The following is a 22,911-nucleotide window of genomic DNA, read 5'->3' on the forward strand; positions in this document are numbered from 1 at the left end:
CGCGATGAGCAACGACGATCGTACCCAGTTCATGCCGACGCCCGGTGGCCGTGGCGCGGACCCCTTCCGCCAGGACCCGGGACGCCCGCAACCGGCCCCCGCGCCCCTGTCGATGCCGGCCGCGCCGGTGCTGACCGGCAAGGCCCAGGGACTCAACCCGCTGGAAAGCGCCGCTGGCCCGCTGCTGGCCTTGTTGACGCGCCTGCGCAACACCATCGCCCACCCGGCCCCGGCCAGCTTGCGCGCGCAACTGCTGGCCTACCTGCGTCAGTTCGAAGAGCGTGCCGAGGCCGCCGGCGTGGTGCGCAACGACGTGCTGCTGGCGCGCTACGCCTTGTGCACCGCGCTGGATGAGGCGGTATTGAGCACGCCGTGGGGTGGTACCAGTGACTGGGGCAAGCAAAGCCTGTTGATCACTGTGCACAACGAAGCCTGGGGCGGCGAGAAGGTGTTCCAGCTGCTGGAGCATTGCCTGCAAAGCCCGCGGGAACGCCTGTACCTGCTGGAGCTTTTGTACCTGTGCATGTGCCTCGGGTTCGAGGGTCGCTACCGGGTGATGAACGACGGTCGCAGCCAACTGGAAGCGTTGCGCGAGCGCACCAGCGCGGTGATCCGCAGCGCCCGTGGCGAATACGAGCGTGAGCTGTCGCCTCATTGGCGCGGTGTCACCGTGGCCCGTGATCGACTGGCGCAGTTCATGCCGCCGTGGATCGCCGTGGCCATTGGCGCGGCGCTGCTGCTGGCGCTGTTGTTCGGCCTGCGCATGAAGCTGGCCTCCGACGCCGAGCCGGTGTTCAAGAACATTCACTTTCTGGGCGAAATCCCGGTGCAAACCATCGACCGTCCCGTGGTGCAGCCGAAACTGATCGAGCGACCACGCCTGGCCGGTTTCCTGGCCGATGAGATCAAGGCCGGACGGATTGCCGTGGAAGACGCCGTCGACCGTTCGGTGGTGACCATCCGGGGCGATGAGCTGTTCGCCTCGGGCAGCGCCAGCATCAAGGACGATTTCCAACCGTTGATGCTGCGCATCGCCGATGCCGTGCGCAAGGTCAAGGGCCAGGTCCTGGTGACCGGCCACAGCGACAACCGTCCGATTGCCACATTGCGGTTCCCGTCCAACTGGGCGCTGTCCGAAGCACGGGCGCGCTCGGTGCTGGACATTCTTTCGGCCAAGACTGGCCAGCCCGAGCGCTTCAGCGCCGAAGGCCGCAGCGACACCGAGCCGCTGGCTTCCAACGCCACGGCAGAGGGCCGTGCGCGCAATCGTCGGGTTGAAATCACCGTATTGGCGGAGGGGGTCGAGTGAAGGCGTTTTTCAGTTTTATGATCCGCTGGGTCATCCCGTTGCTGGGGCTGATCGCCCTGAGCCTGATCATCTGGTTCGTTGGCCCACTGCTGGATTGGCTGGTGCCCGAAGGCCGGCGCTGGGCGCTGATCATCCTGGTGTTCGCGGTGTGGATCGCCTACCGGGTTTTTCGCATTATTCAGGCCCGCCGGCAGGCCGCCGAAGTCATGCGCAGCTTGGCCGAGCAAACCCCGCCCGACCCCACCAGCATCGCCACCGCCGAAGAACTCGAGACCCTGCGCCAACGCATGGACGAAGCCCTGGCGCTGCTCAAGAAAGCCAAGTTGGGCGGTGACGAACGCCGCAACCTCTACGAGCTGCCGTGGTACGTGATCATCGGCCCACCGGGTTCGGGCAAGACCACGGCGCTGGTCAACTCCGGACTGCATTTCCCGCTGGCCGCGCAACTGGGCGCCGGTGCGGTACGTGGCGTGGGCGGCACGCGCAACTGCGACTGGTGGTTCACCGACCAGGCCGTGCTGCTCGATACCGCCGGCCGCTACACCACCCAGGACAGCGACGCGACCGTGGACAAGGCCGCGTGGCTGGGCTTCCTCGGCCTGTTGAAGAAGCAGCGCGCCCGTCGCCCGATCGACGGCGCGTTCATCGCCATCAGCCTCTCCGACCTGCTGCTGGGCAGCGAGGCCGAGCGCGCCGCCCATGCCGCGGCGATCCGCCTGCGTATCCAGGAGCTGTACACCCAACTGGGCGTGCGGTTCCCGATCTACCTGATGCTGACCAAGCTCGACCTGGTGCCGGGGTTCATGGAGTATTTCGATACCCTGAGCAAGGAAGAGCGCGCCCAGGTCTGGGGCATGACCTTCGCCCTGGACGATGGCAAGGGCAACGACAGCCCGCTGGCGCACCTGCAAAGCGAATTCGCCGGCCTCGAGCAGCGTCTCAACGACCGCCTGGTAGAACGCCTGCAGCAAGAACGCGACCCGGCGCGGCGCGACTTGATCTACGGTTTCCCGCAGCAGTTCGGCGCCTTGAAGGATTGCCTGCAAAGCTTCCTGGAGGGCGTGTTCAAGCCCAACGCTTTCGAAGAGCGGGTGTTGCTGCGTGGCGTGTATTTCACCAGCGGCACCCAGGAAGGCAGCCCGATCGACCGACTGATCGGCTCCATGGCCCAGAGCATGAACCTGGACCGCCAGCACCTGGCGCGCCAGACCGGTACCGGGCGCAGCTATTTCATCGAAAAACTGTTCACTGCCGTGGCCTTCGCCGAGCGTGGGCTGGTGGGCGTCGATCCCAAGGTCGAACGGCGGCGCAAGTGGATCGCCCGAGGCGTGCTGGCCTCCACCGTGGTCCTGGTGCTGGTGGTCGGGACTTTGTGGTGGGTCAGCTACCGCGCCAACCAGGCGTACATTGCCCAGGTCGACCAGAAGGTCGCGCCGCTGGGCCAGACCGTGCAGAACCTCAGCCCGGCCCAGCGTGATGTGCTGGCGGTGTTGCCGCTGCTCAACGCGGTCAAGCACCTGGCCGACGATGCTCCCGACGGGGCCGAGGGCCTGGGGCTGTACCAGGGCGACATGCTCGAAGCCGAGTCCGGCAGCGTGTACCGCAAGCTGCTGATCGCGGTGTTCGGGCCGCGCCTGCTGACCCGGATCGAAGAGCAACTGCACAGCGGCGGCAATTCGGATTTCCTCTACGAAGGCCTGAAGGCCTACCTGATGCTCGCCGACACCGAACATTACGATGCCGACTTCATCAAGGCCTGGATCGCCCTGGATTGGGACCGCACCCTGCCGCGCGACCTGCCGGCCGAACAGCGTGCGGCCTTGAACGAGCACTTGCAGGCGCTGTTCGAGCGACGTCCGCCGACGGCGCGCCTGGACCCGCGCCTGATCGAAGACCTGCGTCGCCAGTTGCAGCAACTGCCCGTGGCGCAACGGGTGTATGACCGGATCAAGCGGCAGAAACTGCCCGACGGCATCCCGGATTTCCGCATCAATGAAGCCGCCGGACGTGATGCTGCGCTGGTGTTCAGCCGCAAGAGCGGCAAGCCGTTGGGCGAGCCGCTGAGCGGGTTCTTCACCGTCAAGGGCTACCGCCAGGGCTTTCTGCTCACCGGCCTCAGCCAGGCCGGGACTCTGGCTGAGGAACAGTGGGTCCTGGGCTTTGAGCAGGCCGACCAGCAGAACGTCGCCAGCCTGGCGGCGGACGTGCGGCGCCTGTACTTCCAAGACTACCAGCGCCAATGGGACGCCCTGTTGGCCGATATCGACTTCGTGCCGATCACCAGCGTGGCCCAGGCCGCCGATGTGCTGCGGGTGATTTCCGGGCCGACCTCGCCGTTGAAAAAGCTGTTGGTGGCGGTGGCGAAGGAAACCGACCTGCAACAGGATGAGCGCCTGCTGGCCGCCCAGGGCGCGCCGGCGGAGGGTGGGGTGGACAAGCTCAAGGAGCGCCTGGGCAGTTTGCTCGGCCAGGAGCAGGCACCGCAGGACGCGCCCCAGGCCAATGACGATCCGATCACGGCGCACTTTGCCGAGCTCAACAGCATCGTCAGCAAGAAAGAAGGCGAACCGGCGGCCATCGATGGCCTGCTGGCCGACATGAACGCCCTGTACGTGCAGGTCAGCGCCATGGTGGGCGCCAGCGGCGACGCCTTGCTCGGCGAAGCCAAGAACCAGGCCCAGGCGGCCGCTACTCGGGTCAGTCTCAATGCCGAACGCCAGCCACCACTGGTGCAGGGGTTGGTCAAGTCGGTGGTCAATTCCACCACCAACAGCATGATGGGCGGGGTGCGCAACCAACTGAACGCTGCCTGGACCAGCGAAGTGGTCAACATCTATCGCCAGTCCCTGGCCGGGCGGTACCCGATGTCGCCGGGCAGTGCGCGGGACGCGACCCTCGACGACTTCGGCCAGTTCTTCGGCGTCGGCGGGGTGATGGACAACTATTTCCGCAAGTACCTGCAACCCTACGTGGACACTTCCACCCCGACCTGGCGCTGGCAGCCGGGCGCGGCGCAGAAACTCGGCATCGCCCCGGGCGTGCTGCAGACCTTCCAGCGCGCGGCGGCCATTCGCGATGCGTTCTTCCGTTCCGGCGGGACCCAGCCGATGGTGCGCTTCGAGCTCAAGCCGGTGGCGATGGATTCGACCATCACCCAATTCTTGCTCGACCTCGATGGCCAGCAGTTGAGCTACGACCACGGCCCGAGCCGCCCGACCGCCATGCAATGGCCGAACCCGGGCAGCATCGGCGTGGTGCGGATCTCGATCATGCCGCCGTCCTCCAGCGGCCGCTCCGGCATCACCCTGGACGGGCCGTGGGCCTGGTTCCGGCTTCTGGAGCAATCGGACCTGACCGCCGGCAACTCGCCGGATCGCTTCAACCTGCGGCTGCGGGTCGATAACGCCAGTGCTTCCTACGAGCTGCGGGCCAACAGCGCCTTCAACCCGTTCAAGAGCCGGGTGCTCAGTGGCTTCAGCCTGCCGGAGCGGCTATGAGTACGCCGGGCTTCTATGGAAAGTTGGCCAGCCGTGGAGATTTCGTCAGCCGTGGTTTGCCCCAGAGCTTCATCGGCCCGTGGGATTCGTGGCTGGCGGCGGGCCTGCTCGCCAGCCAGAGCAGCCTCGGCGAGCGCTGGCTGGATGCTTATCTGGTCAGCCCGCTGTGGCGGTTCCTGGTGGCGCCCGGGGTGTGTGGGCCGGACGCCGCAGCCGGGGTGGTGATGCCGAGCATCGACCGGGTCGGACGGTATTTTCCGCTGACGGTGGCGGTGTTGCTGGAGCCCGACGCCGACCCTGCGTCCGTGGTCGGCGGTGCGGACGACTGGTTTGAACGGGTGGAAAACCTGTTGCTGAGCACGTTGAACGTGGAGGCCAGTTTCGAAGCGTTCGGCGCCGAGCTGGACAGCCTCGGCAGCCCGATGTACCTGCCGCGCACCCCGGGCGGCCGGTTCGCCAGCCTGCATCGCTTCGATGCCACCGACCCGCAGCGGCGCATGAGCGCCCTGGCCGAGTCGGCCTGCGAAGGCGCGAGCCTGTGGTGGGGTCAGGGTTCCGAGCGCATCGCGCCTGGCCTGATGCGTTGCCAGGGGCTGCCGGCCGCCGCTGATTTTGCGCAATTTTTGCTTGGCCAAGAAGGTGTTGTGTAGATGCGTCCAAGTGCCGGAAAAGCTTTCAAGTCTGCAAGCAAGAGCCATGTCGGCATGGTCCGCCAGGTCAACGAAGACGCCTGCCTGGATCTGCCGGAGCACGGCTTGTGGGTGGTCGCCGATGGCATGGGCGGGCACGCGGCGGGCGACTACGTCAGCAGCCTGATCGTCGACAGCCTGCGTGGCATTGCCGTGGGCCGTTCGCTGGAAGAGTACGTCGCGGCATTGCAGAGCGACCTGTTGCGGGTCAACGCGGCCGTGCGTGAAGAAACCGCCAACCGTGGCGTGACCATGATGGGCAGCACCGTGGTGGTGCTGGCGACGCGCGACCTGCGCGGCATGTGCCTGTGGGCCGGCGACAGTCGCCTGTACCGCCTGCGCGACGGCGTGCTGGAGGGCGTCTCGCGGGACCACAGCTACGTCCAGGACCTGCAGGACAGCGGCCTGCTCAGCGAAGCCGAGGCCCGGGTGCATCCACGGGCCAACATTGTCACCCGGGCCATCGGCGTCGAGGCGCAGTTGAACCTGGCGATGGTCGAACTGCTGCTGGTGCCGGGCGACAGCTACCTGCTGTGCAGCGACGGGCTGACCAAGACCGTCGAAGACGAAGAGATCCGCGAAGTGCTGAGCCATGACGACCCCGGCGAAATCGCCAGCAGCCTGGTGTCCCTGGGCCTTAGGCGCGGTGCGCCGGACAACATCACCGTGGTGGTCGTGAAGGTGCCGTCATGAACCCTGCCCTGAACATCCAGATCCCCGGCTACGACATCGAAGGCGAGATCGGCGAAGGCGCGATGGCCAGTGTCTACCTGGCGACCCAGCGCTCGCTGGAGCGCAAGGTCGCGCTGAAGGTCATGGCCGCCGCGCTGGCCGCCGACCCGACGTTCTGCGAGCGTTTCCTGCGCGAAGGCAAGACCCTGGCACGGCTGTCGCACCCGCACACCGTCACCATCCATGACATCGGCAATGTCGGTGAGCTGTACTACATGGCGATGGAATACCTGCCCAACGGCACGCTCAAGGAACGCATCGCCGCGGGCCTGACGCCGGAGCAGGGCCTGATCTACATCCGCCAGATCGCCTCGGCCCTGGGCTACGCCCATGGCCTGGGCCTGGTGCACCGCGACGTCAAGCCGGCGAACATCCTGTTCCGCGCCGACGGCACGGCGGTGCTTTCGGACTTCGGCATCGCCAAGTCCCTGGACGACCGCACCCAGTTCACCCAGGCCGGTTTCGCCGTCGGCACGCCGAGCTACATGAGCCCGGAACAGGCCCGCGGGCAGGACATCGACGGCCGCGCCGACCTGTATGCCCTGGGCGTGGTGCTCTATGAAATCCTCGTCGGCAAGCTGCCGTATACCGGCAATGACGCGCTGTCCACGGCCCTGGCCCACCTGACCGAGCCGTTGCCGGAGTTGCCGGTGCACCACGGCCGTTACCAGGACGTGCTGCGCAAGCTGTTGGCGAAGGATCCGGCGGAGCGTTTCCCGGATGCAGCGGCCCTGCTACGGGCGCTGGACAACCTGCCCGCGGATTCGAATGAGGCGACGCTGATCCGGCCGTTGCCGTTGCCGTTGCCGTTGCCGCTGCCGGTGACGACCAAGCCCGTGGGCGAGGACCTGGCGGGATTGACGCCGGTGTCCATCGACATCCCGAGCGGCCCCGCGCAGCCGCCGTCCCGTCCCCAGCCAACACCGCCGCCACCGCCGGTGAGCCCGCCGCCGCGCCCGCCCGTGGCACCGGCCCGCAAGACCCCGGTGTTCGCCCTGGCCGCCGTCGCGGTGGCCGTGGCGCTGGCGCTGGGCGGCGCGGGTTATTGGTGGTTGTCCGGTGATGACGGCAAAGCGGCGAAGCCCCCGGTGGCCTCCACGCCTTCGTCGAGCAAGCCCCCGGTGAAGGTGCCGCAAACACCCCCGGTGAAGACGCCCGAAACCCCAGCGGCCAAGCCGCCGGTAAGCCCACCCGTGGCCACCGAGGCCGACGGTGGCCAGCGTCCGCTGTTGATGGCCGGCAAGAAAACCCTGTTCCAGCGGGTGCTGACCAAGCCGGGGGCAAAGCTGGCCGATGCGCCGGGTGCCGCGCCCGGCAAGGACCTGCCGGCGTTCTCGGTGCTGTACGTCTATCAGCGCAAGGATGTCGACGGTAGCCCGTGGGTGCGTGTGGGCGCCGCCACCGATGGTCGCAGCGACGGTTGGTTGCCGGCCGCCCAGGTCAGCGACTGGAAGCAGAGCCTGGTGCTCAAGTTCACCGAACGTTCCGGCCGCGCGCCGGTGATGTTCCTGCGCCAGCCTGGCGAAGTGGAGAAACTGCTGGCAAACCCCTCTGCCGCCAGGAATGTGCTGCTCAAGGCCCAGCAGAGCCCGTCCGACAACCAGCAGGTGCTGGCCCTGGAGCCGGCCGCCAGCGCCGTGCCGGAGAAACAGTTCTACCTGCTGCCGATCTTCGACTCCCGCGAGAGCCTCGACGAGAACGGCCAGCCGGTGCAGTTGCTGAACGTGGCGTCCATCGACCCGGGCAATACGGCCAAGGCGGCGTCCGGCAACACGCCGATCCTCAATGCCAACGCCGACGCGTTCCGCACCGCCGTGGTGCTGGTGGTGGACACCACGGTGTCCATGCAGCCGTACATCGACCAGGTGCGCGACGTGGTGCATCAGTTACAGGCCCGGATCGCCGAGCGTGGCGAGCTGGACAGTGTCAGTTTCGGCATGGTGGGTTTTCGCAGCAGCGTCAAGAAAACCCCAGGCCTGGAGTACGTGGCCAAGACCCTGATCACCCTGGACCAGGGCCGCGACCCGCAGCGCTTCATGGACCTGGCGCGCCAGGTCAAGGCGTCCACGGTGTCGAGCCATTCGTTCAACGAAGACGCGTTTGCCGGGGTCATGGAAGCGGTGGAGGGCATGGACTGGTCCGGCTATGGCGGGCGCCTGATCCTGCTCGTCACCGACGCCGGCGCCCTGCGCAAGAACGATCCCTTCGCCGCGACGCAGATGAACGAAGCCGAGGTGCGCCAGGCGGCGCTGGGCAAGCAGATCAAGATCTACGCCTTGCACCTGCTCAGCGACGCCGGCAAGAAGACCCACGCCGGTGCCCAGAGTCAGTACCGTACCCTGACCGCCGACGCCAACCCGCAGATCGGCGACTTGTACATTCCGGTGCCGGGCGCCGATGTGCGCAAGTTCGGCGAGCGCGTCGACGAGATCGGCACGGTGTTCGCCGACCTGGTGCATCAAGTGCGCAGCAACAAGGAACAGAGCGTGCCGCAGTTGAGCGCCGCGCCGAGCCTGGCCGACAAGTCGGCGGCGGTCGGTTACGCGATGCACATGGATTTCCTGGGGCGCAAGAGCGCCAGCCAGGCGCCGCAACTGGTCAGCGCCTGGACCGCCGATCGCGACCTGACCAACCCGGCGCTGCCGGCGTTCCAGGTGTGCGTGATGCTGACCAAGCTGCAACTCAACGACCTGCAGCAATCGCTGAAGCTGATCGTTGACGCGGCCCGCAAGACCCAGAGCTCGCCGAAGGACTTCTTCCAGGAAATCGCCAGCGCCAGTGCCTACATGAGTCGCGACCCGTCGGCCTTGCGCAAGGGCGGCAACCTCGCCGACGGCGGGATCCTCGGCGAATACCTGGAAGGACTGCCGTACCGCAGCAAGTCGCTGAACATGACCCAGGACTTGTGGTTGTCCTTGAGCGTGGCCGAGCAGGAAGACTTCATCGACGAGCTGGATTCGAAAATCCGTCTCTACGAAACCTTCCACAACGACCTGGCGAACTGGGTGCGCTTCGGCGATGCCGAGCCGGGTGATGCCTTGTACCGCGTTCCGTTGTCGACGCTGCCGTGATGCTCGACATGACCGCGGTGCACAAGAGCCGAGGCGCTGGCAGCCAGCGCTACAGCCTGGTGATCCCACGGCTGCAATTGCGTGCCGGTGAGCAACTGGCGGTGGTTGGCCCCAGTGGGTGCGGCAAGAGCACGCTGCTCGACCTGCTGGCCCTGGTGTCGGCGCCTGACCAGGCCGGGCGGTTCGACTTCACGCCCGCCAACACGCCACTGGACATCGCCCGGTTGTGGCGCGGCTCCGGGCAGGGCGCCTTGGCGCAGTTGCGCAGCCAGCACCTCGGTTACGTGCTGCAAACCGGTGGCCTGCTGGGTTTTCTGGACGTGCGCGGCAACATCGAGCTGTCGCGCAAGCTGCTCGGCTTGAAGGACGACGGCAGCGTGACGCGCCTGGCCGGGCAGTTGGACATCGCCGACCAACTGGACAAGAAACCGGCGGACTTGTCCGTCGGCCAGCGCCAGCGCGTCAGTTGTGCTCGGGCCCTGGCCCACGGTCCTCGGCTGTTGCTGGCCGATGAACCGACCGCCGCCCTCGACCCTTTGAACGCCGAGCGCGTGATGCAACTGCTGGTGGCCCAGGCCCGCGAGTACGGTGTCTGCTGCGTCGTCGCCACCCATGACGAGGCGCTGGCCCGTGCCAGCGGCTTGCAGGTGCGCCGCATCAGTTGTCGTCGCGATGCCGACGGCGGCGTCACCGCCACGCTTGGGGAGGCTTGCTGATGCGCAGCACGCTGGTGGCTTCCCTGGCCTGGCAGGATTACCGCAACGATGCGTGGCTGTCGGCGTGCTCGGTGCTGGCGCTGGTGGCGGTGGTGGCGCCCTTGCTGGTGTTGTTCGGGCTGAAGTTCGGCCTGGTCAGCAGCCTCACCGAGCGGTTGCAGAACGACCCGGCCACCCGCGAGATCATCCCCCTGGGCGGTGGCCGCTTCAGCGCCCAGTTCATCGAGCAGTTGGGCCAGCGTGGCGACGTTGCCTTCGCCTTGCCGCGCACCCGGCAGATCGCCGCAACCGCTGAGTTGAGCCGCGACGCTTCGCCGGTCACCGTGGAAATGATCCCCACGGCAGCCGATGACCCCTTGCTCCAGCGTCTGCCGGTGCCGCAGGGGCTGGACCAGGTGGTGCTCAGCCAGACTGCCGCGGAAAAACTCGGGGCCAAGGCGGGCGATTGGTTGCAGGCCAGTTTCGGCCGCCAGGTGGCCGGTCGCAGCGAGGCGCAGCGCACGCAGGTCCAGGTGCTGCACGTGCTGCCGCTGGAAGCCTTCGCCCGGGACGGCCTGTTCGCCCCGCTGGCCTTGTTGGAGGCGGCCGAGGACTATCGCGACGGTCGCGCGGTGCCGGCGTTCAACTGGCCCGGCGAAGTGCCGGGTGTGGCGGGGCAACGGGTGTACCCGGCGTTCCGGCTGTACGCCCGCGGCCTCGCTGACGTCGAGCCGCTGCGCCAGTATTTCGCCGCGCAGCACTTGCTGGTGTCGACCCAGGCCCAGACCATTGCCCAGGTGCAGTCGCTGAGCCGCAATCTGTCGATCGTTTTCTGGATCATCGCCGGGTTGGCCCTGGCCGGCGCCTTCGCGGCCATCTTCGCCGGGGCCCTGGCGGCGGTCGAGCGTAAGCGCCGGGAATTGTCGGTGTTGCGCCTGCTGGGGGTGTCCACCGCTGCGCTATTGTTGTTCGTGGTATTGCAGGCGCTTTACAGTGCCGGGCTTGCGGCCCTGCTCAGCGCCGGGCTGTATGGCCTGGCGCAGTCGGGGCTGAATTATCTATTTGCGCAGCTGCCGGGCGAATACGCCAGCCATCTGCTGCTGCGCCACTACCTGTTGGCCCTGGTGGCCGTGCTCGGCGTCAGTGCCGTGGCGGCGGCATGCGGTGGCTGGCGTGTGGCGCGCATCCAGGCCAGTGAAGGAATCCGAGATGTATAAGTTATTAGCCGCCGCCGTGGCGTTGAGCCTGGCGGGCCTGGTTGCCCTGCCTCATTCGGCGAGTGCCGACGAGGCCAGCGACAAGCTGGACAACCCCAAGCCGTTGCCGGATGACGTCAGCCTGCCGCTGCCTTGCGAAGGGCAGATGGTCTTCCGTTACGTCTATATCCTGGCCCAGGGCACCCTCGACGACCGCGAGATCAGCCTCGGCTACCCGTTCAGCGAGGGCGAGGCCGGTTACCAGCAGTCGTTCATTTCCGGTTACCGGCGTGATTTCATCAACGGCCAGTTCACCCTCAAGGACCTGCCCAAGGACTGGAACAAGACCATCACGCCATTGATGCCCAAGACCGACGCCAAGACGCCGCTCAAGCCGATGCTGTACTTCATCGGCAAGTACGAAGTCACCGCGCGCCAGTACGCCCAGGTCATGGCCCAGGCCCAGTCGCTGGCCAGCGGCGAACCGGCACCGGCCTGCGAGGCCTTGCAGGCCGACCTGCCCCAAGGCGTGGCCGGTCGGCTGCCCAAGGTGAAACTGTCGAAGTTCGAGGCTGAGCGTTTCTCGGCGGTGTACAGCGCCTGGCTGATGAAGTACCACAAGGACCTGCTGCCGGTGAGCGGCCGCGGCACTTCCGCTGAGGACGGCGGGCTGGGCTTCGTGCGCCTGCCCACCGAAGTCGAGTGGGAGTTCGCCGCCCGTGGCGGGCAGGCGGTCAGCCGCCAGGACCTGGAAGGGCGACTGTTCCCCCGGCGCCTGGAAGGCAGCGAAAGCGACGGGCCGCTGGCCGACTGGGCGGTGTTCAACCAGGTCGCCGGTGGCACCGGCCAGGCCGCACGGCTGATGCCGATCGGCACCAAGCTGCCCAACCCCATCGGCCTGTTCGACGTGGTGGGCAACGCCGCCGAAATGGTCCAGGAGTCTTTCCAACTGGTGCACGCCGGGCGCCGTCAGGGCGCCTATGGCGGCTTCGTGGTCAAGGGTGGCAACTACCTGGAAGGCGAGGGCACGCTGTTCACCGGGATGCGTCGCGAGTACCCGCTGTTCGCCGCCGACGGCACCGAGCAGAGCAACGAAACCACCGGCTTCCGGGTGGCGGTCGGGGCGTTGTCGGCGCCGCGTTCGCGCTACAAGGAACTGTTTGCCCAATGGCAGAAAGAAGGGCGCCTCGCGTCCCTGACGGACGCCATCGACGATGCCGAGGACCCGACCAAACGCCTGGACAGCATCATCGCCGCCAGCGTCGACCCGCGCCTGCAAGCCGAGCTGGGGCTGGTCAACGAAGAGCTCAAGCGCAACGTTTCGCTCATCGCCCAGCAACGCGAGGAAGCGGCCGGCAACCTGATCCAGTCATCGGCCCTGGTGGCCGAGACCGTCAACAACTACAACATCCGCCTGACCAATCTGCAGAACAGTCGCCAGGCGGCCCTGGATGCCAAGGACGACGCCAGTGCGCAATTGTTCGCCACGGCCATCGACAACGGTCGCAGTGCGCTGGAGGGCGCCGTGGCGATCTACATCGACAACCTGGCCACCGGCACGCGCTACACCGACGCGGTGATCCAGGCGCAATTCCAGCGCGTCAAGGAAGAGCTGGAGCGCAAACCGGTACTGGGCAAGAGCCTGGTGGCGCGTGCCACGTTATTCGTTCGCCATGTCGGGGATTATCGTCAGCAAAAACGAGCCGACCCGGCGGCGATATTGAAGGAATTGCTCGCATCAAGCGCTCAGCGGTCTTGAGCGTTCGTTGTTAGCGAGCTTGGAAGGGACTCAGGCGGCGATGGGGCCGCGCTGAGCTGGTCAAAACTTAAACGAGAACACAACTATGCTTTTCTCCCGTAAACCTTTTGCTTCGGTTTCCAAGCGTCACTTGCTGCTGGTCGCTGTAGGCTTCAGCACTGTATTGACCGGTTGCGCGACTTCGCCGACGTCCAAGGTCGCGTCGAGCACCAAGGTCGAGTACTACCCGAACTGCTACGAGCCGGTGCAGCACCTGCGCTCCACCGAGGGTGACATGACCAAGTCCGTGGTCACCGGTGCGGCCGTCGGTGCCGTGGGCGGTGCGCTGCTGGGCGCCCTGACCGCCGACAAGGAAGACCGTGGCCGCAATGCTGCCATCGGTGCCGCGGGCGGTGCCCTGGCCGGTGGCGCCGCCGGTTACTACACCGAGCGCCAGAAGCAGATCGCCGATGACAACCAGCGCATCGCTTCCTACGCCGCTGACGTCAACAAGAGCGCTTCGGACATCGACCGCAGCACCGCGTACGCCAAGGCTTCGCAACAGTGCTACCAGAGCGCGTTCACCAAGCTGGTGGCCGACCGTAAGGCCAAGACCGTCAACGACACCGAAGGCCGCAAGCGCCTGGCGGAAATCGTCGCCGGCCTGAAAGAGTCCAACGACCTGATCGTCGCGGTCAACGGCAAGGCGGCTGAAGACCTGAACAACTACACCCAGGCTTACGAGAAAGACCTGCAGCAGGTAGGCGTGCAGCGTACCGACGTTGTCACCGTGGCCACCGCCGACACCACGCCAGTCGTGGCACCGACCAAAACCAAGACCAAGGCCAAGGTTCAGCCGGCGAAGAAGAAAGAGCTGCCAGCGGTGCCGAAGGAAGCCGTTGCCACCGAGAAGACCCTGCAGGATGCCAAGGCCAAGCAGGCTGAAAGCAAGCAGGTTGCCAGCGCGGGTACCAGCCAGGTCAACAGCATGTGCAAGAACCCGGACCTGGGCGACTGGGCACCGGTGCCTTGCCCGAATGTTTGATTGAGTGGTTGCTGGTGATCACGGCTTTTGCGGCGTGATCACCGCATGAAAAGTCTGTGGGAGCGGGCTTGCCCGCGAAGGCTGCTTTATGGTCTGGATTTTGTTTTTGGGTACATATCCATTGCTGCGGTAACGGCCACTTAGGGTTCCGCTCTTACAGCGGGTCACTTTTGGCAAACGCCCCAAAAGTAACCAAAAGGTCTCGCCCCACCACTTGGCACCTCGCCTAAGGCGAGGTGTTCCCTCACTCCGGCATTGCTCCGTGGGGCCCGCCGCGAAGGGCCATCCATGGCCCAGCGCGGCTACCTCGGCATCCATGCCGAGGTGCCCACTGCGCAACACCTGCGTTCGGCCATCGTGGTTAACGGGGCCTCAAGATCAAAAGCCAAAGCCAAAGCCAAAGCGAGGCGAGGCGGTTTACGGCCGACTTGTCTCTCTCGGGTGTACGCCGATCCATTGTGGGAGCGGGCTTGCCCGCGAAGGCGGCCTTATAGCCGACCTACCTCTCCCGGTTGTACTTCATCCACTTGTGGGAGCGGCCCGGCTTGCAATTGCCCCTTGCCTGCCAGCGCCGATGCCTCCTGCGCTTCCAGACGATCCAGCGCCCGCTCAACCAGCAACTGAACCCCATCCACCATGCGGCTGATCGCCAGGGCGACGCTGCGGCGTGAGTCTTCTACGTCATCGGCCAGGTCGGCGGCGAGGGTGCTGATAGAGAGCAGGTCTTCGGAGGCGTTGGCCAGCAGGGTTTCGGTGTCGATGTGAGGGGCGACGATGAAAAGCTGGTTCTTGTCGGCTTCAGGCGGGGAGGGTTTGGGATTGAGGTAGTAGTCGAGGGCGCGGGTGGCGGCGTCTTCGTCCTTTTTGGTTTCGAGGGCTTCGGCGCGGGACTTTGCCGAGTTCGGCGGATTGGGAGAATGCTTGACCATATCTATGTACCAGAGTTGGGGCTGCCGACCATTCGCTTGCATTCGAAGAGGTGGCAACTGTGCGTAGGTGTGCAAGACCGGTCCGGTACCGCCGGCAGACCCGAAGGTCTCCCACGCACAATCGCCATAACGGGACGCGAGCATAGAAAAATGCTCGGTCAATAGCCATAACCAATTGCGTACCAAACCGGACTTGCACGTCCGTGTCACCGTTTTTTGCGATGACGGCCAAAGGTTAGCGGGCCTCCGAAAGGCTGCCTAGTTCATCGATAGCCCGGCGTCTTGCAGGAAATGTCCGAGAACTAGGACGGGGAAAGGACCGAAAATTCGGATTGTTCGCCAGCACCTACAGAGGCTTCTTACATGCGAGTATTTTCGTGACTTGGTAGTCATCATGCGGAAAAAAAGGCTGATCTCCTGCTAAAGCGATCCGATGATGGCGTTCCGCCAAAGAATCGCTAAACTGCGCCTGCATTCATCTTTTTTTACGAGGCGCTGCCGATGAAATTTCGTTTCCTGCTGTGGATGCTGGGCTTGCTGATGGGCAAGGCCAGCCGGACCAACCCGGCGTTTCAACAGCAGTTGGGCGATAAGGAGCTGGTGTTCCAGTTGCAAACTCTGGACGGCAAGGTGGCCCGGCATTTCACCGTGAAGAACCAGCGCATCACCAGCCAGTCCGGTACTTACCCGACGCCGGCGTTCGCCATCGCGTTCAAGGACGCGGCTTATGGTTTCGCGACGATGCAGGCCAAGAACAAGCAATTGGCGTTCATGACGGGGATTCAGGACAAGTCGATCCAGATCAAGGGCAATCCGGCGCTGGTGATCTGGTTCCAGGGGTTGACCCGGTATCTGAAGCCGAAGAAACCGAAAGCCTAGCCACAGCCCCGTGGCGAGGGAGCTTGCTCCCGCTGGGTGGCGCAGCCGCCCCAAATGGGGCGCGTGATGTGCCAAAGGGTGCCCACCACGTTGATTGACGACTGCTGCGCAGCCGAGCGGGAGCAAGCTCCCTCGCCACAGAAGCTCATCCCCTGCGCTCGTCAGGTTGGCTCAAGCGCAGTGTTCAGCCATGAAACTGCGAAGCCAACTCCCGCAGTAACACCTCAGCCTCCAACACCTTGCTGACGACATCGTTGGCCTTTTCCCGCGTCAGCCCAACGCGCTCGAGCAGCGCATCGGGAATCTCTTCGTCCGGGCCGGAGCCGATGCCGCGCGCGCGCAGCAGGCGAACCGCCAGGCATACCAGGTTCGGGTAGGCGGCGTACTCACCGTCGTAGTGCGGGTCGTGCTGGAAACGCAGGGCGGTGGCCAGTTCGTCGGGCATGTCCCAGTAGCGCATCAGCCAGGCGCCGATCTGTTCGCGGCTGATCCCCAGCAGGTGCTGTTCCACGTAGCTGTGGCACAGGTGCGGGTTGACCTCCAGGTGCCGGCAAATCAATGAGAAGTGCGGCGGGAACACGTGGGCCAGCAACAGGTAGCCGAAGTTGTGCAACAGGCCGGACAGGTAGGTCAGCCCACCTTCAGGGCGCTGGGCGCGTGGCATGGCGCGGGTCAGGCCTTCGATGACGGCCGCGGTGTAGATCGACTGTTGCCAGTACGGCGTGGTGTGTTGCGGATGGTCCTTGGGCAAGCTCAGGGTCTTGCCCAGCGCCAGGCCCAGGGCCAGGTTGATCACCAGGTCGAAGCCCAGTACCCGGACGATGGCGTCTTCCACCGAGCGAATCTTGCCTGGCGAGGCGTAGTACGGCGACGCGGCCCAGCTCACCACTTGTGCGGCCAGGGCCGGGTCGGTCTCGACGACGCCGGTGATGTCATCGATGGTGGCGTCAGGATCGACCCGCAGCTTGATGATTTTTTGCGCGGTTTCGGCCAGCGGCGGGATCTCGATGGTCTCTTCCAGCCGTTGCTGGATGCGCCGCGCGGTGAACGCTTGCACCGCCTGGGTGATTTCCGCGCGGTCGTCGTGCGGGCGGTCCAGGTTGGGGGTGATGTTGCTCGTGGCTTCGCCGAATGCCGCGGCGCTGGCCTTGGAGAGCATGGTCTTGAAGGCTTCGCTGGTGATTTCCAGCAGCAGCCCCGGCTCGCCTGAGTTGATCAGCAGCTTGGGCTCGCGCAGCAGGCTTTCTTCGTACAGGCAGGGCGAGCTGGTCAGCGCCGGCAGGCCGGGCAGCAGGCTCAGGCTGTGTTTGCCGAGCATTTTCTCCAGGCGCTCGGTGGGCACTGCGGTGAGCTTGCGGCCGGTCAGCTCGGCCAGGCGATTGAGGTCCAGCAACTGGTTTTGGGGGAACAGCACCATGAGCGCGCCAACGGCATCGTGCAACAGGACCGCTTGCACCTTGCGGGCCGGGTTGAGGCCGGGCCGTTCGAGGACTTCGTCATAGCCGATGCCCAATTTCTCGAGCAGCAGCCGAATAACAGACGGAGCGTGCGGGGATTCGGGGGCTAGGGCAGCTTCTGTCATGGTCTGTATCCGTTTTCCTACAAGTTGGTCAGTATAACCAGCTTGTCCGGCACGCGGGTCCGGAAACTGAGAGCGTGCTCACACTTGGCCGTATTGCTGCCCATGTCGCAGCCAACGGTCCAGCAGCGGGCTGACGTGAGCGGGCCAGCGTTCCAGCAACGCCTGGGCGGCGTCACGCACGGCGGGGAGCAGGTCGGCGTCGCGCATCAGGTCGGCTACCTTGAATTGAAGCAGACCGGTCTGGCGCGTGCCGAGCATTTCGCCAGGGCCGCGCAATTCGAGGTCTTTTTCGGCGATGACGAAGCCGTCGTTGGTTTCGCGCATGATGCCCAGCCGCTGGCGTCCGATCTGCGACAGCGGTGGGTGGTACAGCAGGACGCAATGGCTGGCGGCGCTGCCCCGGCCAACCCGACCGCGCAGCTGGTGCAACTGTGCGAGGCCCAGCCGCTCGGGGTTCTCGATGATCATCAAGCTGGCATTAGGCACGTCGACCCCAACCTCGATCACCGTGGTAGCCACCAGCAGTTGCAGGGCGCCGGCCTTGAATTCGGCCATGACGGCGGCTTTCTCGGCGGGTTTCATGCGGCCGTGGATCAGCCCGACCTTCAGTTCACCAAGGGCGGCGGTGAGGTCTTCGTAAGTGGTTTCGGCCGCCTGGCAGGTGAGCTCTTCCGATTCTTCGATCAGCGTGCACACCCAATAGGCCTGCCGACCCTCGGCGCAGGCACTGCGCACCCGTTCGATCACCTCGACCCGCCGGGTGTCGGTCACCAGTACGGTGTTGACCGGCGTGCGCCCGGGCGGTAGTTCGTCGAGGATCGAGGTGTCGAGGTCGGCGTAGGCGCTCATGGCCAGCGTCCGCGGGATCGGCGTGGCGGTCATGATCAGCTGGTGCGGGCACATCCGCCCGCCAACGCCTTTCTGCCGCAGGGCGAGGCGCTGTTGCACGCCGAAGCGGTGCTGTTCGTCGATGATCACCAGGGCCAGGTTCTTGAACTGCACTTCGTCCTGGAACAGCGCGTGGGTGCCGACCACCATGGGTGCGCCCTCGGCGATCTGCGCCAGGGCGGCGGCGCGGTTCTTGCCCTTGAGCTTGCCGGCCAGCCAGGCGACCTCGATGCCCAACGGTTCGAGCCAGCGCTGGAAGGTGATGAAATGCTGCTCGGCGAGGATCTCCGTGGGCGCCATCAACGCCACCTGGTAGCCCGCCTCCAGCGCCTGGAGCGCGGCGAGGGCGGCCACCACGGTCTTGCCGGCGCCGACATCGCCCTGGATCAGCCGCAGCATGGGTTCGGGCTGGCTGAGGTCGTAGGCAATTTCGTTGCCGACCCGTTGTTGCGCACCGGTAGGGCTGAAACCCAGGTTGCGCAGGTACTTGGGCGGCAGCTCGGTGGCCTTGGGCATGGCCGGTGCGCGCAAGGCACGCATGCTTTCGCGCAGGCGCTGCTGGGACAGTTGATGGGTCAGCAGTTCTTCGAAGGCCAGGCGATGCTGGGCCCAATGGTGCCCCAGGGCGAGTTCGTCGACATCGGCATCGGCCGGCGGGTTGTGCAGGTAGCGGATCGCGTCGGCCAGCGGCGCCAGTTGATAGTCACGCGCCAGCTCGGTGGGCAGCCAGTCGGGCAGGCTGGTGGGCCCCAGCAGGGTCAGGGTCTGCATGCACAATTGGCGCAGACGCTGCTGCGTCAGGCCTTCGGTGAGCGGATAGACCGGGGTCAGGGTTTCATCCACCGGCGGTGGTTCGTCGCCGGTGATGGCGCGGTATTCCGGGTGGTAGATCTCCAGCCCCGAAGCACCGGGGCGTGCTTCGCCGTAGCAACGAATCCGCGTGCCGCGCTTGAGGCCTTCCTTCTGGGCATTGCTGAAGTGGTAGAAGCGCAGGCTGAGCCCGCCGGTGCCGTCCTGCAAGCGCACCACCAGGCTGCGACGGCGGCCCATGACCACGTCGGCGCCGCTGACCGTGCCTTCGACCACAGCGTCCTGGCCCGGCCGCAAATGGCCGATGGGCACTACGCGGGTGCGGTCCTGGTAGCGCAGCGGCAGGTGAAACAGCACGTCCTGGAGGTTTTCCAGGCCGACCTTGGCCAGTTTCTCGGCCATCGCTTCACCGACACCCTTGAGTGCCGTGACCGGTACGTTCGACAGCTCAGTCATGGCACGGCTTACTTGGCCGCAGGCGGCTTGGCCACGGAACACAGGCGGATCGAGTCAGCGAGGATCTCGATGGCCTTGGGCCGCGGGAAACTGGCACGCCAGGCAATGGCAACGGTGCGGAACGGCACAGGCGCCGACAGCGGCCGGACTTCGATCACGCCCGGCGCATAGTGATGGCTGTCCACCGCCGACAGCGGCAGGATCGAGATGCCCAGGCCGGAAGCCACCATGTGCCGGATGGTTTCCAGGGAGCTGGACTCCACCGTGGTGTGCTTGGCGCCTTCGCCGCCCTTGGTCAGCGTCGGACAGGCTTCGAGCACCTGGTCGCGGAAGCAGTGGCCTTCGCCGAGCAGCAGCAGGCTCTTGTCGTTGAGCAGGCCGGCGTCGATGGTTTTCTTCTGGGTCCAGGGGTGCTGGGCCGGCATCAGGACGTAGAACGGTTCGTCGTAGAGCGGCAGGGTCAGCACGTCGGCTTCGTTGAACGGCAGGGCGATGATGATCGCGTCCAGTTCGCCGTTGCGCAGTTTGTCGCGCAGCACGTGGGTGAAGTTCTCTTCGATGTACAACGGCATCTGCGGGGCGACCCGGTGCAGTTGTGGAATCAGGTGCGGGAACAGGTAGGGGCCGACGGTGTAGATCGCGCCGACTTTCAGCGGGGCGGTCAGCTGGTTCTTGCCGGCCTGGGCCAGTTCACGGATGCCTTGGGCCTGCTCCAGCACTTTCTGCGCCTGGGCAACGATGCCTTCACCCACCGGCGTCAGGCGCACGGCGCTTTTGCTGCGCTCGAAAATCAGCACGCCGAGCTCGTCTTCGAGCTTCTTCACGCCCACCGACAGCGTCGGCTGGCTGACATGGCAACGCTCGGCCGCATGGCCGAAGTGCTGCTCCTGGGCGAGGGTGACGATGTAGCGTAATTCTGTGAGGGTCATGGCGAGCGTCCGTGAAGTTGCGAGCCAAGCATACCGGCTGCAATCGATAGACGCACGTTATCAGACTGCGGGCGCGGTGGGACACTGGCTAATGTTGGTGTGTGGCGAGGGGATTCATCCCCGTTGGGGTGCGAAGCAGCCCCATGATGAGACGCTTGAGGCAGGCTGAAAGATCGTGCCTGCTGTATTTGGGGCCGCTTCGCGCCCCAACGGGGATGAATCCCCTCGCCACAAAGTCACAAGCCTCTGTTACAGAGGCTTGCAATATCAGCGCCGGCGCTTGTCGATGGAGTACACGAACGGCGCCGTCAGTTCGATGGTGCCGTTGGTCAGCAGCTCAGGCGGTGGCTTGGGCAGTGGCTGGGCGCGGCGGATCATTTCCAGGGTGGCCCTGTCCAGCGACTCCGTGCCGGCACTGCCCACCAGTTCGAAGGACAACACGTTGCCGTTGCCATCCACCACGAAGCGCAGGCGGTTGGTGCCTTCCTTGTTCATCTGCTGGGCCCGGGGCGGGTACTTCTTGTACTTGCCCAAGTGCGCCAGCAGCGTGCCTTGCCAACTGGCCTTGGCCGCCATTTGCGCCGGCGAAGGACCAGGGGCCGGTTGCGCCGATTTTTCGGTCGGCGCCTGGGTTGGCTGGGTGTCGCTCGGCTTCTGCTCCGACGGTTGTTCCTTCGGCGGTTCGGGTTTCTTCTCTTCCACCGGTTTCGGCTTGGGCGGTTGCGGCTTGGGCTTGGGCTTGACCGGCTTGGGCACGGCGATTTCCGCCTTCGGCGCTTCGGCAAGCTTGGGCAGTGGCAGTTCCTCTACCGGCTCTGGCGGTTTTGGCGGGGTGACGACTTTCGGCGGCGCCGGCGGGGGTGGCGCGGGCACCGGCGCCAGCTCGACCATCATCGCCTGGGGCGGCAGCTCGATGGGCGGGCGGGACGTCCAGTTCAGCGTCAGCGCAATGGCGAGCGCATGCACGCCCAGCACCACGGCCAGGCTACCGCTGTAACGCGTCAGCTTTTGGCGCGTCGTGATCATTTCTTCGGCGCCGTCTCGAGTCCGACCAAGCCGACCTTCAGGTAGCCGGCACCGCGCAGGGCGTCCATCACACTCATCAGGTCGCCGTAATCCACGCCTTTATCGGCCTGGAAGAAGATCGTCGTGTCCTTCTTGCCCTGGGTCTTGGCGTCGAGGGTCGCGCCGAGGTTCTCGGTCTTGACCTCGTCTTCGCCGAGAAACAGGCGCTGGTCGGCCTTGACGCTGAGGAACACCGGTTTTTCCGGGCGCGGCGATGGCTTGGCCGTAGAGGCCGGCAGGTCGACCTTGATGTCCACGGTGGCGAGCGGAGCGGCCACCATGAAGATGATCAGCAGGACCAGCATCACGTCGATGAACGGCGTGACGTTGATTTCGTGATTCTCGGCCAGATCGTCGTCTGCGCCTTCTTTCAAATGCAGGCCCATGGCCGATTACCCCACTTTCACCATGTGCGGTTGCGAACCACGCTCGGGTGGCAGGTGGTCGAGGTCGCGGCTGACCAGCAGCAGGACTTCGGCCGAGGCGTCGGAGACCTGGGCCTTGTAGCCGGCGATGGAGCGGGCGAAGACGTTGTAGATGACCACGGCCGGGATCGCCGCGACCAGGCCCAATGCGGTCGCCAGCAGGGCCTCGGCGATGCCGGGGGCCACGACGGCGAGATTGGTGGTCTGGGTCTTGGCGATGCCGATGAAGCTGTTCATGATGCCCCACACGGTGCCGAACAGGCCGACGAACGGTGCGGTGGAGCCGATGGTGGCGAGCACGCCGGTGCCACTGCTCATGTTACGACCGCAGGCGGCGACCAGGCGCTCCAGGCGGAAGCTCACGCGCTCCTTGATGCCTTCCTTCTCGCGGCTGTTGGCCGACAGGCGCATCTCTTCGAGCGCGTCATGGACCAGCAGGTTGGCCAGCGTCCCTTCCTTGGCGGCGGTGGCGCTGGCTTCCTTGAGGGTGGTGGCCTTTTTCAGCGCGGCGATCTCGCCCCGCAAGCGGCGCTTGGCGCCCAGCAGCTCGAAGCCTTTGGCGATCCAGATGGTCCAGGTGATGATCGAGGCGATGGCCAGGCCGATCATCACGATCTTGACGATGATGTCGGCGTTCTTGTACATGCCCCAGGGCGAAAGGTCATGGGCCATGCCCAGTGAGTTGTCGGCCTTTTGTTCTTCTTCCATCTGCTTGGCGGCTTCACCGAGCCCAGCCAGAGCCTTTTGCACTTCAGGCGGCAAGGATGAAGTGTCGACGCTGCCGTCGGGGTTTCTCGGCACGTCTGCCTGGGTATTGGCCGCGGGCTCATTGACGGTCGCAGGGGCGGCCTGATCGGCGAAGGCGGCGGCAGGTGCCAGCAGCAGGCCGAGCAGCAGGGCTGCCATGGCGCGCCAGGCGCGAGGTCGGTTGGTTGGCGAAGCGGATAATAGGGCGTGTTTCATGCTGGCCGGACCT

17 protein-coding genes are annotated in these 22,911 nt (G+C 65.6%); 10 read left to right on the forward strand and 7 right to left on the reverse strand.

Annotated elements, in window-relative coordinates; all coding sequences use genetic code 11:
• Positions 1-4: 4 nt before the first annotated feature.
• From VM99_02035 to VM99_02075, 9 genes are all read left to right on the forward strand, one after another.
• Positions 5-1,309 carry a hypothetical protein gene (locus VM99_02035; protein ID AKJ96887.1) on the forward strand — a complete coding sequence of 435 codons (1,305 nt, stop codon included), beginning with the start codon at positions 5-7 and terminating at the stop codon, positions 1,307-1,309.
• The gene (locus tag VM99_02040) at positions 1,306-4,806 is read left to right on the forward strand and encodes a type VI secretion protein IcmF (protein ID AKJ96888.1); all 3,501 of its coding nucleotides are present in this window, start codon (positions 1,306-1,308) and stop codon (positions 4,804-4,806) included. The genes VM99_02035 and VM99_02040 overlap by 4 nt, the downstream gene beginning before the upstream one ends.
• Positions 4,803-5,456, forward strand: a complete 654-nt coding sequence (locus VM99_02045; protein AKJ96889.1) for a type VI secretion system protein ImpM — start codon at positions 4,803-4,805, stop codon at positions 5,454-5,456. Before VM99_02040 ends, VM99_02045 begins: the two co-directional genes overlap by 4 nt.
• Positions 5,457-6,188: a PppA gene (locus VM99_02050; GenBank protein AKJ96890.1), complete on the forward strand. Its 732-nt coding sequence runs from the start codon at positions 5,457-5,459 to the stop codon at positions 6,186-6,188.
• On the forward strand, positions 6,185-9,298 hold the full coding sequence (locus tag VM99_02055; protein AKJ96891.1) for a serine/threonine protein kinase: 3,114 nt from the start codon (positions 6,185-6,187) through the stop codon (positions 9,296-9,298). Before VM99_02050 ends, VM99_02055 begins: the two co-directional genes overlap by 4 nt.
• A complete protein-coding gene (locus tag VM99_02060) occupies positions 9,298-10,014 on the forward strand; it encodes an ABC transporter ATP-binding protein (GenBank protein AKJ96892.1) in 717 nt (238 codons plus the stop codon). The genes VM99_02055 and VM99_02060 overlap by 1 nt, the downstream gene beginning before the upstream one ends.
• Entirely contained in the window at positions 10,014-11,210 is a 1,197-nt protein-coding gene (locus tag VM99_02065; GenBank protein ID AKJ96893.1) for a membrane protein, read from the forward strand. The genes VM99_02060 and VM99_02065 overlap by 1 nt, the downstream gene beginning before the upstream one ends.
• Positions 11,203-12,948 carry a type VI secretion protein gene (locus VM99_02070; protein ID AKJ96894.1) on the forward strand — a complete coding sequence of 582 codons (1,746 nt, stop codon included), beginning with the start codon at positions 11,203-11,205 and terminating at the stop codon, positions 12,946-12,948. Before VM99_02065 ends, VM99_02070 begins: the two co-directional genes overlap by 8 nt.
• 85 nt (positions 12,949-13,033) lie before the next feature.
• On the forward strand, positions 13,034-13,972 hold the full coding sequence (locus tag VM99_02075) for a type VI secretion-associated lipoprotein TagQ (protein ID AKJ96895.1): 939 nt from the start codon (positions 13,034-13,036) through the stop codon (positions 13,970-13,972).
• A gap of 488 nt (positions 13,973-14,460) precedes the next feature.
• Here the strand turns inward: VM99_02075 and VM99_02080 are convergent, their stop codons facing one another.
• A complete protein-coding gene (locus VM99_02080) occupies positions 14,461-14,901 on the reverse strand; it encodes a hypothetical protein (protein AKJ96896.1) in 441 nt (146 codons plus the stop codon).
• 501 nt (positions 14,902-15,402) lie between these two features.
• On the opposite strand from VM99_02080, the gene VM99_02085 reads away from it, so the two are divergent.
• Positions 15,403-15,780, forward strand: a complete 378-nt coding sequence (locus VM99_02085) for a helicase (GenBank protein ID AKJ96897.1) — start codon at positions 15,403-15,405, stop codon at positions 15,778-15,780.
• A 184-nt stretch (positions 15,781-15,964) separates the two neighbouring features.
• Here VM99_02085 and VM99_02090 read toward each other — a convergent pair whose 3' ends face one another.
• The 6 genes from VM99_02090 to VM99_02115 form a co-directional block, all read right to left on the reverse strand.
• Entirely contained in the window at positions 15,965-17,362 is a 1,398-nt protein-coding gene (locus tag VM99_02090) for a histidine kinase (GenBank protein ID AKJ96898.1), read from the reverse strand.
• Between the two features lie 78 nt (positions 17,363-17,440).
• Positions 17,441-19,516 (reverse strand): ATP-dependent DNA helicase RecG, encoded by a 2,076-nt coding sequence (locus VM99_02095; protein AKK01670.1) that lies wholly within the window; start codon positions 19,514-19,516, stop codon positions 17,441-17,443.
• 8 nt (positions 19,517-19,524) lie between these two features.
• The gene (locus VM99_02100) at positions 19,525-20,445 is read right to left on the reverse strand and encodes a LysR family transcriptional regulator (protein ID AKJ96899.1); all 921 of its coding nucleotides are present in this window, start codon (positions 20,443-20,445) and stop codon (positions 19,525-19,527) included.
• Between the two features lie 267 nt (positions 20,446-20,712).
• The gene (locus VM99_02105; protein ID AKJ96900.1) at positions 20,713-21,471 is read right to left on the reverse strand and encodes an energy transducer TonB; all 759 of its coding nucleotides are present in this window, start codon (positions 21,469-21,471) and stop codon (positions 20,713-20,715) included.
• Positions 21,468-21,896 carry a biopolymer transporter ExbD gene (locus VM99_02110; protein ID AKJ96901.1) on the reverse strand — a complete coding sequence of 143 codons (429 nt, stop codon included), beginning with the start codon at positions 21,894-21,896 and terminating at the stop codon, positions 21,468-21,470. Before VM99_02110 ends, VM99_02105 begins: the two co-directional genes overlap by 4 nt.
• A gap of 6 nt (positions 21,897-21,902) precedes the next feature.
• Complete coding sequence (locus VM99_02115; protein ID AKJ96902.1) at positions 21,903-22,898, reverse strand: biopolymer transporter ExbB; 996 nt, start codon at positions 22,896-22,898, stop codon at positions 21,903-21,905.
• Positions 22,899-22,911 lie beyond the last annotated feature (13 nt).

The organism is Pseudomonas chlororaphis (assembly GCA_001023535.1).
Lineage (GTDB): Bacteria > Pseudomonadota > Gammaproteobacteria > Pseudomonadales > Pseudomonadaceae > Aquipseudomonas > Aquipseudomonas chlororaphis_E.

Coding starts and splice junctions, on each gene's coding strand:
- VM99_02070 (AKJ96894.1), top strand. CDS start 11,203: ATGTATAAGTTATTAGCCGCCGCCGTGGCGTTGAGCCTGGCGGGCCTG.
- VM99_02095 (AKK01670.1), bottom strand. CDS start 19,516: ATGACTGAGCTGTCGAACGTACCGGTCACGGCACTCAAGGGTGTCGGT.
- VM99_02100 (AKJ96899.1), bottom strand. CDS start 20,445: ATGACCCTCACAGAATTACGCTACATCGTCACCCTCGCCCAGGAGCAG.
- VM99_02090 (AKJ96898.1), bottom strand. CDS start 17,362: ATGACAGAAGCTGCCCTAGCCCCCGAATCCCCGCACGCTCCGTCTGTT.
- VM99_02065 (AKJ96893.1), top strand. CDS start 10,014: ATGCGCAGCACGCTGGTGGCTTCCCTGGCCTGGCAGGATTACCGCAAC.
- VM99_02115 (AKJ96902.1), bottom strand. CDS start 22,898: ATGAAACACGCCCTATTATCCGCTTCGCCAACCAACCGACCTCGCGCC.
- VM99_02110 (AKJ96901.1), bottom strand. CDS start 21,896: ATGGGCCTGCATTTGAAAGAAGGCGCAGACGACGATCTGGCCGAGAAT.
- VM99_02055 (AKJ96891.1), top strand. CDS start 6,185: ATGAACCCTGCCCTGAACATCCAGATCCCCGGCTACGACATCGAAGGC.
- VM99_02080 (AKJ96896.1), bottom strand. CDS start 14,901: ATGGTCAAGCATTCTCCCAATCCGCCGAACTCGGCAAAGTCCCGCGCC.
- VM99_02035 (AKJ96887.1), top strand. CDS start 5: ATGAGCAACGACGATCGTACCCAGTTCATGCCGACGCCCGGTGGCCGT.
- VM99_02060 (AKJ96892.1), top strand. CDS start 9,298: ATGCTCGACATGACCGCGGTGCACAAGAGCCGAGGCGCTGGCAGCCAG.
- VM99_02105 (AKJ96900.1), bottom strand. CDS start 21,471: ATGATCACGACGCGCCAAAAGCTGACGCGTTACAGCGGTAGCCTGGCC.
- VM99_02075 (AKJ96895.1), top strand. CDS start 13,034: ATGCTTTTCTCCCGTAAACCTTTTGCTTCGGTTTCCAAGCGTCACTTG.
- VM99_02085 (AKJ96897.1), top strand. CDS start 15,403: ATGAAATTTCGTTTCCTGCTGTGGATGCTGGGCTTGCTGATGGGCAAG.
- VM99_02050 (AKJ96890.1), top strand. CDS start 5,457: ATGCGTCCAAGTGCCGGAAAAGCTTTCAAGTCTGCAAGCAAGAGCCAT.
- VM99_02045 (AKJ96889.1), top strand. CDS start 4,803: ATGAGTACGCCGGGCTTCTATGGAAAGTTGGCCAGCCGTGGAGATTTC.